Source organism: Roseomonas aeriglobus (assembly GCA_016937575.1).
Classification (GTDB): domain Bacteria; phylum Pseudomonadota; class Alphaproteobacteria; order Sphingomonadales; family Sphingomonadaceae; genus Sphingomonas; species Sphingomonas aerigloba.
In genome coordinates this window covers 3,581,037-3,593,704 of sequence record JAFHKN010000002.1, presented here as the reverse complement: position 1 = coordinate 3,593,704, position 12,668 = coordinate 3,581,037, and the positions used below count along the sequence as shown (strand labels likewise).

The window sequence follows — 12,668 nt, the reverse complement described above, 5'->3', positions numbered from 1 at the left end:
AACCGACCACCCTATCGCTGTCATCGCTGCTGAGCCCGGCCCGGGCGAGTGGGTCGCCGATGACGACGACCAGCGACTTCGCGCTGGCGCTTGCCGATCTGGCGGGCGGGGCGGCGGTCGGGACGCCGCCGGCAGACGCTGTCCCAGGCGTGATCGAAATCGTGCCGCCCCGGCCAGGGCTTGCCGCGACCGGCAACAGCTTGCCGCCCGACATCGCCGCGCTGGTCGGCGATCTGCCGGAGGGGCTGATTGATGCGGCGATGCCCACCGATCCGATCATCACGCCCACGACGGTCGCGCCTCTGCCCATCCCCACTGTGGTGCGGGGGGTGACTGCCGATGCGACGATACCGACGATCATCGCGGCGGAGATGCCGGCTCGACCGACCGAGGCGACCGCTCCGATCCCGACCCTGCGGATCGTCGCAACCGCGCCGGTAACGCCGGGCAATCCGTCCTCGTCGGCACCGAGGCTGACGCCCGCGTCGATCGTGGCACCTCCCACCATGACGGCACCGATTGCGATCGCAATCACCGATGCCGAGCCCGCGCCCGTGCTCGACGCCCCGACCGAACCCGCTGCCGAGGACGTCACAACGGCGGCCCCGACATCGACCCTGCACTCAGCCCCGGCAAAGGGCCGCGCACGCCGCACGGCTATCGATCCGGTCGCGGTTGCCACTGTTCCAGCGGCCCGGGATCCGATGCCACCGGTCGTCGACGGCGACCCGGCCCCGTCCGATAGCCAATCGGAGACGAGCGACCCGTCGCCGCGCAAGCGGCAGCCCGCCGAGCCTGCCATACCAGCGGAGCCAGCGCCCGTAGTCGCGGCCACCGTCGTGCCAACGCCGGTCGTGGCGTCCAGACCCGCAATGCGGCAGGCGGAGACGACCGAGACCGTGTTCGTAACATCGGAGCCGCTGTCGGCGCCGATGCCGGCTGCACCCACCGCCGCGACGAGCACGACACCGATCGTTCCAGCATCCGAAACCGCAGCGCCCGCAGCGGCACCGCGAATCCTATCGGCGCCTTGGGCCGATTCCGCGGCCACCGCCGCCGCGTCGGTCGTAGCTCGTCCCGACGCCGCTTCCCCAACGGCTCAGCCGCCGGCCGCGCCGGCTAGGTCGGAACCCGCGTCATCACCGATCGCACCCGCCTCCGTGGCGCCCCGGACGCGCCCGATCGCTGCGCCATCGGCGAGCGCCGCTCTCGCGCCGGCCGAGACGCCTGCTGTCAATTTCGCCGTTCCGACCCCGATTGATCCAGTCACGGACAGCGACGCTCCAACGGTCCCGCCAGCCGCTCAGCCGATCCTGCAGCCGCAGCCGCAGGCACCGGCGGTCGCGGTCGCCCCGACACCGGCCATTGCCACGCCGGCAGCGACCAGCCGCGCTTCGACTACGGACAGCCCTCCCGCCCTGGCCGCACCGCCGTTGGCCGGCATCCGGCCGACCGTCCGATCGCCGCTCTCCGTCGCGTCGGCGCCTTCGGCCGCCGTCACCTCCCAACGCGAATCGGGCGTCGATGCGCCGGCGGCGCTTCCACTCGCCCCAACCGCGGCCCCCGAGCGATCGGTTCAGGCCCCGGTGTCGGCGCCAGCAGCACCACTCGCCGACGCAGTGCCTGCCGCAGCCGTTGCGCCCGAGGTGCGCGCCGCGTTGGCGGCCGCGGCGCCGGTTTCGCCCACAGTTCGGCCCGCTGCCGATATCCCGGCTGCACCGCGCGATGTCATAACGGAGAGCGTCCGCCCGGTCGCGCCGGCCAACGTCACCACCGTGCCGCTGCCAGCCGCCGCCCCGACGCCGCTGCCGAGCGACGTGATGCCCGCCGCACAGGCTTTTGCCCAAGCGATGTTCGCCGCGCCGCAGGTGGCGAAGGATGTTGAGGATGCGGATAGCGACGCCCTGCCGGTCAGCCTGATGAGCGGCGCCGGTCCCGCGACCGCGACCGCCACGCCGAGCGTCGCGGTGCCTGCCACCGCGGCCGCGCACGCCAACACGCTCGATATGTCGCGCGGCGAATGGCTGATGTCGATGATCGACAGGATCGAGACGTTGCGCGACGAATCGGGTGCGATCGGCGAAACCCGGCTGACGCTGTCGCCGGATGCGCTCGGCACCGTCGACATCGCGGTCCGTCGCGATGAATCGGGGCAGTATCAGGTCCGCATCAGTGCGGACACGGCTCAGGCCCGCACGATGCTGGCCGACGCTGCACCGCGGCTGAACGACATGGCCGAGGCCCGCGGGCTGAAGCTGTCGCATGCCGGAGTGGAGACGGGCACCGGCACCGGCACCAACCCGGGCTTTGCCGATTCGAATCGTCGCGACGCCCAGCAGGCCGCGCCGACGCCGCGCCGTCCGGCGTCTGCCGCCACCGATTCGGGCGCAACCAGCGACCCGGCCAACCAAGACACGCGAATCGCCTGAAACAGGGGAACTGAACCATGAGCGATAAACCCGAAGCGCCCGAAGGCGCGAAGCCCAAGAAGAAGGGCGGTATCGTCAAGATACTCGTCATCGTCGTCGTCCTGCTGGCGCTGGTCGGCGGCGGTGTCGGTGCCGGCCTGTACGCGGCCTCCAGCGGCCTGATCGGCGGTCACAAGGAAGAGGCCGAAGATCCGGACAAGCCCAAGCTGGTCCCCAAGTCTGAGGAAAAGCGCGCCGACGCCGGCGGAGAAGGCGGCGAAGGCGGCAGTGGTGGGGGCGGCGGCCATGGCGGCGCCGAGGGTGAGGACGGCGCAGCGAAGGCCGAAGAGGGTGATCACCTGCCCACCCCCAAGGGCCGCGGCGGCGACGATTATGCGTCGAACTACTTCACGATGGAGAAGGAGTTCACCTCGAACCTGAAGGAAAGCACGCACTTCATCCAGGTCGGGATCGCCGTATCGACGCCTTATGACGACCGGGTCATCGGCAACCTGAAGACGCATGAGATCGCGGTGCGCTCCGCGGTGCTGATGACGCTGGCCAACACCGACGAGGAAGCCGTCTTCACCCAGGCGGGCAAGGAGGCGCTGCAGCAGCAGCTGGTCCAGGCCATCAACGGCGTTCTGAAACAAAAAGAAGGATTCGGAGGGATTAGTAACGTCTACTTTACCAATTTCGTTGTTCAGTGAACGTGCATGGTTAACAGCACGGCAACCGACACGATCGAGCGGCGCGAACGGCCCAGAGCGACGGCGGCACACGCCCCGTCGCTCGGCGTCGCGAATCTCAATCCGTTCGGCGATCTCCACACGCTGCAGCATCTGTCCGCGCGCCTTGCGCGGGCCTTGCGCGCGGTGTTCGAGCCCGTGCTGCGGCGCAACCTGCGCACTTGGGCAGAGCCGCTGGTCGTCCAGCGCTTCGCCGATTATTCGGCCGAGCGCGACGGACTTCTGACCGCCTGGTTGCCGATGGCGATGGCGCCGACCGACGCGCGCGCCTTCGTGATGTTCGACGGCGGTTTCGTACTCGAGACGCTCGACCTGTTCTTCGGCGGCACCGGCGAGCGCCCCCGCACGCTGCCGAGCGAATTCACGCCCGCCGCGGAGGCGATGATCGTCCGGCTGGGCGGCATGATCGCCAAGCCGCTGACGATCGCCTGGGGCACGATGGAGCGGCTGGAATTCCAGCCCGGCAATCCGGAAGGATCGCCGGCGATGCTGCAGGGTTTCGACGGCGACGATGCGATGATCGTCACCCGCTTCGGCCTGGCCGCGCGCGACGGCGAACCGATCTTCATCGACATCGTCTATCCGGTCGCCGCGCTGAAGCCGTTCGCGCCCACGCTGACCGGCAAGGTCATGAGCCGGTCGTCGGTCGAGCCCAAGTGGCGCGGCAACCTGACCCGCGCGGCGATGAACGTCCGTTTCCCGATCCGTTCGGTGCTGGCCGAACCGGTTATGTCGCTGGCCGATCTGATGGAGCTGAAGGTGGGCGACGTCGTGCCCGTCAGCTTCGGCCAGGAAGTGCCCGTGATGGTCGGCAAGGACCGGCTGGGCCTGGGCATCGTCGGCACGTCGAACGGCAAGGCCGCGATCCGCATCACCAAGCTCAATCGCGATGGCGATGACGAAGACCACCCGACTTACGACGCTTACGAAGAGGACGAGCGATGAACGACATGACCGGCGGATTTCCCGTCGATGCCTCCGTGGCGGCCAATTTCCGGCTGCTGCAGGACGTCGACGTCAAGCTGACCGTCGAGATCGGCTCGACCAGCTTGACGCTGCGCGAACTGCTCGCGCTGGGCGAAGCGAGCGTGATCGAGCTCGACCGCCATGCCAACGAACTGCTCGACGTGTTCGTCAACGGCACCCTCATCGGTCGCGGCGAAGTCGTCACCGTCGGTGAGAAGTTCGGCGTGCGGATGACCGAGCTGGTCAGCCCCGACAAGCGTACGCGCTAAGAGGACGCCCCGGCGATGATGTGGTCCTATATTTGGAAGCTGGTCGTGCTGCTGCCCCTGGTCTGCGGCCTGCTGGTCGGCTGCCTGTATCTGTGGCGCCGCCTGGAAGCGCGTATGCCCGGCAACCAGGGCGAGCGAATGCTGAAGGTGAAGGAGACGATGATGATCTCTCCCGGCCTGCGCCTCGCCGTCGTCGATTTCGAAGGCCGCCGGCTGCTGATCTCGGTCGGCCGCGGCGGCGTGACCCTGATCGACAAGGCCGGCATCGGGGCGGACGTCCTGTGACCTTCGCGCAAGCCGTCCTTCCCGACATGCGCAGCAATTCGGGCCGCATCGTCCGCGGGCTGGTGATCGTGTTCGCGATTCTGACCGCGTTGCTGGTCGCCTTCCCCGCCTTTGCCCAGACGGCGCCGGCCGCTCCCGTGCCACCCGCCGCCCCCGGCGTCGGCGACGCCATGGACCGTGCGCTCGGCCAGCTCGGCGGCGGACAGGCGCCGCTCAGCCTGAGCCTGCAAGTCCTCATCATCATGGGGCTGCTTACGGTTCTGCCGGGCATCATCCTGATGATGACCAGCTTTACGCGGATCGTGATCGTGCTGGCCATCCTGCGTCAGGCGATGGGCCTGCAGAACTCGCCGCCCAACCAGGTCATCATCGGCCTGTCGCTGTTCCTGTCGCTGTTCGTCATGGCGCCCGTCGTCAGCCAGGTGAACGAGAACGGTATCAAGCCCTATGCCGCGGGCCAGATCAACGCGACCCAGCTGATCGAGCGCGGTGGCGAGAGCTTCCACGCCTTCATGCTGAAGCAGACGCGGGTGAAGGACGTCACGATGTTTGCGGGCATCGCCAAGAGCGGCCCGTACGCGAACCCAAAGGACGTACCCTTCTCTGTCCTGCTGCCGGCCTTCGTCACTTCGGAACTGAAGACCGCGTTTCAGATCGGGTTCCTGATCTTCCTGCCCTTCATCGTCATCGACCTGGTCGTCGCGACCGTCCTCATGTCGCTCGGCATGATGATGCTCAGTCCGCAGATCATCTCGCTGCCCTTCAAGCTGCTGTTGTTCGTCCTGATCGACGGGTGGGCACTGACGATGGGCAGCCTCGCCAACAGTTTCGTGAGTTAGCGCCATGGACGCCGATTATTTCCTGACCGTCGCGCGCGAGGCGATGTGGATCCTGGCGCTGGTGTCGGCACCGATCCTGATCCCCGCGCTCGTCTCCGGCCTGATCCTGGGCATGATCCAGGCGGCGACGTCGATCAACGAACAGACGCTGACGTTCGTGCCCAAGCTGATCGTCGTCGCGGTCAGCCTGGTCGTGTTCGGCGCGATGATGCTGGGCCTGCTGGGCGACTTCATGACCAGCATCTTCGAACGCATCCCCGAGCTCGTAAGATGAGCAGCGCCAGCGCGGCTACGACCGCGCGTCCGGCGCAATCACGGCCGGCGTCGGCTTGGCCGCCGGCCGACGACGCGGCTTTGCCGCGGCGCGGTGATCCGCGGGCAGTCCCGACGCGGCAAAGCCGCGTCGTCGGTCGGGTGCTGCACACCCGCCGGCCAGGCTCGCCTGCGTGGCGCGCAACATGCGCGCTCTCGCTGGCTGCGCCATGTTAGGCTTCGGCCTCTCGATCGAGCCCCAGCTCTGGGCGCTGCTGTTCACGATGGTGCGCGTCGGCGCCGCCTTCGTGGCAGCCCCGGTGTTCGGCGCCGTCGCAGTGCCGCTCCCCGTGCGCATCACGCTGTCGGGCGCAATCGGAATACTGGTGCTCAACAGCCAGTCGTTTGCCGTCCCGACCGAAGTCTTCGCGCTCACCACCTTTGTCTCGATCGCGGCCGAGATCCTCGTCGGCCTGGCGATCGGGTTCATCATCCAGATCGCCTTCGCCGCCCCGCTTGTCGCCAGCGAGCTGATCGGCACGTCGATGGGCATCGGCTTTGCGCAGGCAGTCGATCCGCTCAACGGCACCTCGTCGCCGGCGATCGGTCAGTTCCTGTCGATCCTGCTGACGTTGCTGTTCCTGTCGGTCGATGGACATCTGGTTCTCGTCGACCTGATCGTTCGCTCGTACGAAGCGCTGCCCCCCGGCGCGGCGTGGATCGCCCCGGAGCGGTTGCGCAACATCGCCTTCTTCGGCGGATATGCCTTCCTGGCCGGCCTGCTGCTGGCGCTGCCGGTCGGCTTCCTTCTGCTCAGTCTCAACCTGGTCGTCGGGATGCTGTCCCGCTCGGCGCCTGCCATGAACCTGTTCGCCGTCGGCCTGCCCGCAAGCCTCGCCGTCGGCGTCGTCGCCCTGATGATCGGCCTGCCCGCGATGGGCGACTATATGCAGGTCATCGTCCGTGAAGCGCTCGACATGACCGCCACGCTGGTCTTCGGCTAAGGGTCTGCCGAAATGAGCGAAGGCGGCGAAAAGACAGAAGCCCCGACACCCAAGCGCCGTCAAAAGGCGCTTGATGATGGGCAGTTGCTGCGCAGCAAGGAGTTTGCCTCGGCGCTCGGCATGTTGATCGGTTGCGCCTGGATCGCGATGCTCGGGCCCGGCATGCTGGCGGCGCTGAAGGGCGTGATGGCCGCCGGCTTCACCTTCGGGCGCGAAGACGTCGAACATTTCGAACCCTTCCGCCCGCTGGCCGAGGCGGGGGCGAAGCTGATGCCGTCGATCCTCGTCCTCTTCGCCATATCGCTGCTCGGCGCAGTCCTCAGTCAGGCGGGCCTCGGCGCGCTGCATTTCAACCCCAAGCTGATGGCGCCCAAGCCGTCCAAGCTGAACCCCCTATCCGGCCTGAAGCGCATCTTCGGCCTCAACGGCTGGATCGAACTCGCCAAATCGCTGCTAAAGGTCACCCTCCTCGGCTCGATCGGCGTCTATATGCTCTGGTCGATGGCGCAGTCGTCGCTCGGGCTGGTCACCGCGGACTTCCACCGCGCGGTCGACGAACTCGGCAGCACGTTCCTGACGCTGTTGTTCGTCATGGCCGGCGGGCTGGTGCTGATCGCGATGATCGACGTGCCGCTGCAGGCCTTCCAGCTGCTCAAGCAATTGCGGATGTCGAAGGACGAGATCAAGGACGAGCACAAGCAGGCCGAGGGCAATCCGGAGAACAAGGCGCATCTGCGCCAGCGCCAGCGCGAGATCCTGAAGGGCGGTTTCCGCAAGGCGATGACCGAGGCGCATGTCGTCTTGACCAACCCGACCCACTTTTCGGTCGCGCTGCGCTACGATGCGGGCCGCGACCAGGTGCCGGTGGTCGTTGCCAAGGGGCGCGGCGCGACCGCGCTCGCCATCCGCGAACTTGCCGCCGAAATGCGCGTGCCGGTGCTGGAGTATCCGACGCTTGCTCGCGGTATCTACTACACCAGCAAGGAGGGCCAAGAGATCCGCGACGACCTGTATCTCGCGGTCGCGACCGTCCTTGCCTTCGTCTTCGGCGTCAATCAGGCCGCCGGCGGCATCCAACCGCTGGTTACCGTGCCGGATACCGCGAAATTCGACGAGAACGGCGTCAAACAACGCTAAATTTTCGCCGCCGCCGGTCGATTTAAGGAGGGAAGGGGACGCTCGTGGTCGATTCAATTGCAAAGACGCTGGGATCGGGATCGGGCATCGACGTCACCGCGCTCGTCACCAGCTTGGTCGCTGCCCAATTCTCGACCAAGACCAAGCAGATCGAGTCGCGTACCGAGACGCTGACGGCGCAGGTCTCCGCCGTCTCCGAGTTGAAGAGCGGGATGACGCAATTCGCCACAGCGCTGTCGAGCCTGGTCAAGGGCGGCACGCTGGCGTCGCAGGCGACCAGCAGCAATACCTCGATCGTGAAGGCCAGCGTCATCAGCGGCAAGCAGGTGTCGGACCTGTCGGCGACGGTCGAGGTCAAGAGCCTGGCATCCGCTCAGGTCGCCGCCACCGGCGTGCTGACGGCCGGCAAGGAACTCGGCGTGGACACCGACTCCGGCAAGAGCGGCATCAGCATTCAATTCTACGCACCCGATGCGAATGGCGTCCTGCAGCCGAGCGCGCGCACCATCGACATCAGCTTCGACAGCGCGGCGGAAACCACCCCGAGCGCGATCGCGGCGAAGATCAATGCGACGCCGAACGCCGGGCTGACCGCATCGGTGATCAGCGACCGCGACGGCGACCGGCTCGTACTGAAAAGCGCGACCGGAATCGACCAGACCTTCTCGATCGCGGCAACGGGCTCGAGCGACTTCGTCGCCGCGATGCAGGTCACGCGCGGTGACGCGAAGATCATGACGACCGCCGCCGATGCAAAACTGTTGGTGGACGGCGTACCCGTTTCACGCAGCAGCAACAGCATCTCCGACCTGGTCCCCGGCATCAAGCTGGACCTGCAGTCGGCGGTCGAAGGCACGAAGGTCACGCTCGGCAGTACGCCATCGACGGCCGCGCTGACCCAGGCGGTCAACGATGTCGTCACCACGTACAACGAGCTTTACAAGATGGTGCAGGCCGCGACCGATCCGGTCAGCGGAAAGCTGTCCCGCGATCCCGCGGCACAGGAAATGAAGCGGCAGCTGCGCTCGCTGACCCTGACCGATCTGACCGGCGCCACCGACGGCAGTCCAAAGACGCTGTCCGAACTCGGCGTCACGACTGGCCGCGACGGTCTGCTGAGCGTCGATTCCAAACGGCTGACATCGGTCCTGGCGTCCAATCCGGCGGCGGTCGAGGCCATGTTCACCGATCGCGGCGTTCGCTCGACGAAGGACGGCCTGTCGGCAGCGCTGAATGCGGTGTCGTCGACGGTTACCAGCTTCGCCTTTGGGCTTGGTGCGGCGCAGACACGCTACAGCAAGGCGCAGTCGGCGCTGACCGAGGAGAAAACGAAGCTCACGGCCGCGCAGGAAAAGGCGACCGCGCGCCTGACACAGCAATATTCGACAATGGATTCGCGTGTCGCTGCGTACAAGGCGACGCAGAGCATGCTCGATAATCAGATCGCCGCCTGGAACAAGAGCTGATCATGGCCCGCTACGCAAGCGCCCTCGCCCGTCCCGAAGCGACCTATCGTTCGGTCGACCTGGTCAGTCGCACCGGGGGTCAGGATGCGGCCGGGCTCGTCTCGCTGCTCTACACCGAATGTGTTCGCGCGCTGCGGTCGGCAGCCTGGGCGGCGGAGAATCGCCGCTACGACGTCAAAAGCGAGCGTGTGACGCGCGCGCTGTCGGTGCTCTTCGCGCTCGAAAACGGCCTCGATTTCGACAACGGCGGCGAATTGTCGCGCACGCTGTCGCGGGTGTATCAGGGATCGCGCAAGGAGATCGTCAACGCCAGCCTGGGCATGGACCCGGCGCCGTTCCTGGCGGTCGCGAGCACGCTGGAAGAGATCGCCGGCGCCTGGGAATCCGCGCGCCGCGCGTGACGTACGGCGATTCAGCCGCTAGCGAGAGCGGCGATGAACCAGCCGCATATCGTCGCCCTGGGTGGGACCAGCCGCCCGCAATCCTCCACCGGAACCGCGCTTGCCCGGGCGCTGGCGATCGCCGAGAGTCGCGGCGCCCGTACGACGCTGCTGACCGGTGACGCGATCGCCTTTCCCAATTTCGAGCCTGGCCAGAGCGACCGAAATCCGACGCTGGATGCGTTCCTGACAGCGCTGCGGACCGCGGACGGCATCATCATCGGATCGCCCGGCTATCACGGCACCTTTTCCGGTATGGTCAAGAACGCGCTCGACCACGTCGAGCTGATGGCGAAGGACGAACGCCCCTATTTCCATGGTCTGCCGGTGGGCCATATCGCGACCGCCGCCGGCTGGCAGGCCGCCGTCGCCACGCTGATCGGGCTGCGCAGCATCACCCATGCGCTGCGTGGCTGGCCGACGCCTCTGGGCGTGGCGATCAACACCGCCGAAGGACCCGACGCAATCGACCGGGCCGAGCCGCAGCTGGCGACGATGGTCGGACAGATGCTGGATTTCCTGAAGCGCTGACCGTGGCGCCGGGTGGGCGTTGACGCGCCATTAACCATCCTGCCCTACCGTCGCCGGGCTATGATCGACGCCCGGCCCCTGCCCGCCCACCGCCCCGCCGCCCCCACGGTTCTGGTCGTGGACGACAACGGTACGAACCTGGACGTGCTATCGCGTCGTCTGGGTCAGGCCGGGTTCGTCGTCATTCCATGCGACACGGGCCGCCAGGCGCTGACCGTCGTTGCGGGCGGCGGCATCGACCTCGTCCTGCTCGATATGGTCATGCCCGAAGTGTCGGGGGTCGATGTTCTCGCCGCACTGCGCGCCGCGCACGCGACGGCGGACCTGCCGGTCGTCGTCGTGACGGGCCGCAGCGACCCGACCGCGGCAGTGGAGGCGCTGGCCGCGGGCGCCGACGACTGGATCGCCAAGCCCTTTTCCTTCGAGCTGCTGACCGCCCGGATCGACCGGGTCCTGGCGCGTTCGGCGCGGCTGGCCGACCTCAAGCGATCCAACGCCACGCTCGACGCGCGCATTGCCCAGCGTGCGATCGAACTGGGCGAGGCACGCGCGGAACTCGCCGTCAGCAATGCCGATCGTACCCGCCTGATCGCCTCGATCCAGGCCCTGAGCGACGAGGTCGAGCGGCTCAGCGGGTCCAGTGCCGCCAGCTGAACCAGCCGACGATCGCGACCGAGATGATCGCGCATAGTCCGAGGATCGCGTCGAATGCCCACGGCTCCTTCGCATAGGGCAGCCCTTCGACGTTCATCCCGTAGAGACCGGTCAGAAAGGTCAGCGGCAGGAACACCATCGCTGCGATCGCAATGACCAGGCTCCGCTGGTCGATCAATTCGCCGCGCAGATCGGTCAGCGTTTCGTGCATCAACCCGGCGCGCTCGCGAATCGCCTCCACCTCCTCGGCCATACGCGCGGCGCGATCGGCGGCGGAGGAGAGGTGGACGCGGTCGTCGTCCTGCAACCAGTCGGCGGGCAGCGCGGCCAGCTTTTCGAGGGCTGCACGCTGCGGGTTGAGGAAGCGCCTGTACCCGATCGCTTCGATCCGTGCGCGATTGACGCGCTGGCGCAGGCGGAAGGCGCGCACCGCCTCGATCTGCGTCTCGCAGACGTCGAGCCGGTCGCCCAGATCGGCGACGACGGGATCGAGTTCCTCCGTGATGGCGCTGGCAAATTCGGCGATCAGGTCGCCCGGATCGAGGATCGTGCTTGCGGCCACCGCGCGCTTGACCGCATCCAGCGCCTTCAGCGGCCGACGCATGACGGTGTAGACGCGCCCCGCACCGGCATAAATGCGCACCGAGGCGAGCAGGTCGCTCCCAACATCCGCCTCGGTCAATCCGCGCAGGTTGATGAGCGCGCCATCGTCCATCGGGGTGCAGCGCGGGCGGGTTTCTGCGGCGACGAGACCTTCGATCACATAGTCCGGCAGCTTGGCTTCTTCGCTCAACCACGCGCGCGCATGCTCGTCGGACACGCACAGGTGAACCCAGATCATGTCACCGGAGGCGGACGGGGCGGAGGTGAGGTCGATCTCCTCGGCGCGGCCGTCGCGAAGGGCATAGGCGAAACCGCTCATCGTCGCCTCTCTACCCACAAGGTGAGGCCAGGTTCCGTCACTTCCGGCAGGGGAGCCTCGATCCGCACCGCATCGGCACGCGCCCGGTCGAGGATCGCGGATGCCACATCGGGGGTGTGGTGAATGCGATCGGCCAGCGCGAGCAGGCGCGCGTCGCGCAGCGTCAGCAGGTCGGGATCGTCGTTCACGACCAGCGTTTCGACCCGGCTCGCGACGGTGCCGGCATCCGCCAGCCATGCCTCGACCGCCATCGGCTGATCCAGAGGATCGAGCGGGCCGCCGGGTGCGAGGGCGGCCCCGATCGCGCGCCGTCGATCGCCGCTGTCGGGCCACCGCACGCGCATCGCGTCGCGCGCGGCCTGAAGACTTTTGGCAAGAGCGCCCAGACCTGCGGGCAACCACGCTTCCAGCCGCTGGCGCAGCGCCGCGGCAAGCCCCGCCGACACACCGCCGGTTCCAACCGCGATCAGCACGTCGCCGCGTTCGACGATCGCCGGCAGGGTGAAGTCGCATAGGGCGGGCCGGTCGACGACGTTGACCAGCAACCCGCGCGCCTTCAGCCGGGCAACCGCCGCATCGTCGTCGATGACGACGGCCAAGGCAGCGTCCGTCGCCTCCTCGCCGACGATCCGCGCGCCCGCGCGTTCGAGCAACCGCCGCTTCGCGTCTGTCGCCTCGCCGTCACCGACGAGGACAACCGCGCGGCCAGTCAGGCGGAGGAAGACGGGAAGGCTGTGCACCCTACG

General features: G+C 67.6%; 16 protein-coding genes. 13 read left to right on the top strand and 3 right to left on the bottom strand.

Annotated elements, in window-relative coordinates; translation table 11 throughout:
- The first annotated feature begins 59 nt into the window (after positions 1-59).
- From JW805_17630 to fliQ, 7 genes are read left to right on the top strand one after another with little or no spacing between them, the layout of a single operon-like run.
- Positions 60-2,429: a flagellar hook-length control protein FliK gene (locus JW805_17630; protein MBN2973832.1), complete on the top strand. Its 2,370-nt coding sequence runs from the start codon at positions 60-62 to the stop codon at positions 2,427-2,429.
- A gap of 17 nt (positions 2,430-2,446) precedes the next feature.
- Positions 2,447-3,118: a flagellar basal body-associated FliL family protein gene (locus tag JW805_17625; GenBank protein ID MBN2973831.1), complete on the top strand. Its 672-nt coding sequence runs from the start codon at positions 2,447-2,449 to the stop codon at positions 3,116-3,118.
- Positions 3,119-3,124: 6 nt separating this feature from the next.
- Entirely contained in the window at positions 3,125-4,102 is a 978-nt protein-coding gene (locus JW805_17620; GenBank protein ID MBN2973830.1) for a FliM/FliN family flagellar motor switch protein, read from the top strand.
- A 5-nt stretch (positions 4,103-4,107) separates the two neighbouring features.
- A complete protein-coding gene (gene fliN / locus JW805_17615; protein MBN2973829.1) occupies positions 4,108-4,392 on the top strand; it encodes a flagellar motor switch protein FliN in 285 nt (94 codons plus the stop codon).
- Between the two features lie 15 nt (positions 4,393-4,407).
- A complete protein-coding gene (locus JW805_17610; protein MBN2973828.1) occupies positions 4,408-4,677 on the top strand; it encodes a FliO/MopB family protein in 270 nt (89 codons plus the stop codon).
- Positions 4,674-5,516 (top strand): flagellar type III secretion system pore protein FliP, encoded by an 843-nt coding sequence (gene fliP, locus JW805_17605; GenBank protein ID MBN2973827.1) that lies wholly within the window; start codon positions 4,674-4,676, stop codon positions 5,514-5,516. Before JW805_17610 ends, fliP begins: the two co-directional genes overlap by 4 nt.
- Before the next feature lie 4 nt (positions 5,517-5,520).
- Positions 5,521-5,790, top strand: a complete 270-nt coding sequence (gene fliQ, locus JW805_17600; protein ID MBN2973826.1) for a flagellar biosynthesis protein FliQ — start codon at positions 5,521-5,523, stop codon at positions 5,788-5,790.
- 15 nt (positions 5,791-5,805) lie between these two features.
- On the opposite strand, the gene JW805_17595 is transcribed toward fliQ, so the two are convergent.
- Positions 5,806-5,976: a hypothetical protein gene (locus tag JW805_17595; GenBank protein ID MBN2973825.1), complete on the bottom strand. Its 171-nt coding sequence runs from the start codon at positions 5,974-5,976 to the stop codon at positions 5,806-5,808.
- Between JW805_17595 and fliR the strand changes: the two genes are divergently transcribed.
- Genes fliR through JW805_17565 form a run of 6 tightly spaced genes read left to right on the top strand, consistent with a single transcriptional unit; the run spans position 5,975 to position 11,000 of the window.
- On the top strand, positions 5,975-6,772 hold the full coding sequence (gene fliR, locus JW805_17590; protein MBN2973824.1) for a flagellar biosynthetic protein FliR: 798 nt from the start codon (positions 5,975-5,977) through the stop codon (positions 6,770-6,772). The two genes, JW805_17595 and fliR, sit on opposite strands and share 2 nt — an antisense overlap.
- Positions 6,773-6,784: 12 nt before the next feature.
- Positions 6,785-7,909: a flagellar biosynthesis protein FlhB gene (locus JW805_17585; protein MBN2973823.1), complete on the top strand. Its 1,125-nt coding sequence runs from the start codon at positions 6,785-6,787 to the stop codon at positions 7,907-7,909.
- Positions 7,910-7,953: 44 nt separating this feature from the next.
- Positions 7,954-9,375 (top strand): flagellar filament capping protein FliD, encoded by a 1,422-nt coding sequence (gene fliD, locus JW805_17580; protein ID MBN2973822.1) that lies wholly within the window; start codon positions 7,954-7,956, stop codon positions 9,373-9,375.
- 2 nt (positions 9,376-9,377) lie between these two features.
- Positions 9,378-9,776, top strand: a complete 399-nt coding sequence (locus tag JW805_17575; protein ID MBN2973821.1) for a flagellar protein FliS — start codon at positions 9,378-9,380, stop codon at positions 9,774-9,776.
- A 33-nt stretch (positions 9,777-9,809) separates the two neighbouring features.
- A complete protein-coding gene (locus JW805_17570; protein MBN2973820.1) occupies positions 9,810-10,346 on the top strand; it encodes an NAD(P)H-dependent oxidoreductase in 537 nt (178 codons plus the stop codon).
- Between the two features lie 60 nt (positions 10,347-10,406).
- Positions 10,407-11,000, top strand: coding sequence for a response regulator (locus tag JW805_17565; GenBank protein ID MBN2973819.1), 594 nt, complete (start codon positions 10,407-10,409; stop codon positions 10,998-11,000).
- Here JW805_17565 and JW805_17560 read toward each other — a convergent pair.
- On the bottom strand, positions 10,975-11,922 hold the full coding sequence (locus JW805_17560; GenBank protein ID MBN2973818.1) for a zinc transporter ZntB: 948 nt from the start codon (positions 11,920-11,922) through the stop codon (positions 10,975-10,977). The two genes, JW805_17565 and JW805_17560, sit on opposite strands and share 26 nt — an antisense overlap.
- Positions 11,919-12,662 carry a siroheme synthase gene (locus JW805_17555; protein MBN2973817.1) on the bottom strand — a complete coding sequence of 248 codons (744 nt, stop codon included), beginning with the start codon at positions 12,660-12,662 and terminating at the stop codon, positions 11,919-11,921. Before JW805_17555 ends, JW805_17560 begins: the two co-directional genes overlap by 4 nt.
- Positions 12,663-12,668: the final 6 nt, after the last annotated feature.

What these genes read in the sequence shown, in the direction of transcription:
- JW805_17630 (MBN2973832.1), top strand. Translation starts at nt 60, where the DNA reads ATGACGACGACCAGCGACTTCGCGCTGGCGCTTGCCGATCTGGCGGGC.
- JW805_17625 (MBN2973831.1), top strand. Translation starts at nt 2,447, where the DNA reads ATGAGCGATAAACCCGAAGCGCCCGAAGGCGCGAAGCCCAAGAAGAAG.
- JW805_17620 (MBN2973830.1), top strand. Translation starts at nt 3,125, where the DNA reads ATGGTTAACAGCACGGCAACCGACACGATCGAGCGGCGCGAACGGCCC.
- fliN (MBN2973829.1), top strand. Translation starts at nt 4,108, where the DNA reads ATGACCGGCGGATTTCCCGTCGATGCCTCCGTGGCGGCCAATTTCCGG.
- JW805_17610 (MBN2973828.1), top strand. Translation starts at nt 4,408, where the DNA reads ATGATGTGGTCCTATATTTGGAAGCTGGTCGTGCTGCTGCCCCTGGTC.
- fliQ (MBN2973826.1), top strand. Translation starts at nt 5,521, where the DNA reads ATGGACGCCGATTATTTCCTGACCGTCGCGCGCGAGGCGATGTGGATC.
- fliR (MBN2973824.1), top strand. Translation starts at nt 5,975, where the DNA reads ATGCGCGCTCTCGCTGGCTGCGCCATGTTAGGCTTCGGCCTCTCGATC.
- JW805_17595 (MBN2973825.1), bottom strand. Translation starts at nt 5,976, where the DNA reads ATGTTGCGCGCCACGCAGGCGAGCCTGGCCGGCGGGTGTGCAGCACCC.
- JW805_17585 (MBN2973823.1), top strand. Translation starts at nt 6,785, where the DNA reads ATGAGCGAAGGCGGCGAAAAGACAGAAGCCCCGACACCCAAGCGCCGT.
- JW805_17575 (MBN2973821.1), top strand. Translation starts at nt 9,378, where the DNA reads ATGGCCCGCTACGCAAGCGCCCTCGCCCGTCCCGAAGCGACCTATCGT.
- JW805_17570 (MBN2973820.1), top strand. Translation starts at nt 9,810, where the DNA reads ATGAACCAGCCGCATATCGTCGCCCTGGGTGGGACCAGCCGCCCGCAA.
- JW805_17565 (MBN2973819.1), top strand. Translation starts at nt 10,407, where the DNA reads ATGATCGACGCCCGGCCCCTGCCCGCCCACCGCCCCGCCGCCCCCACG.
- JW805_17560 (MBN2973818.1), bottom strand. Translation starts at nt 11,922, where the DNA reads ATGAGCGGTTTCGCCTATGCCCTTCGCGACGGCCGCGCCGAGGAGATC.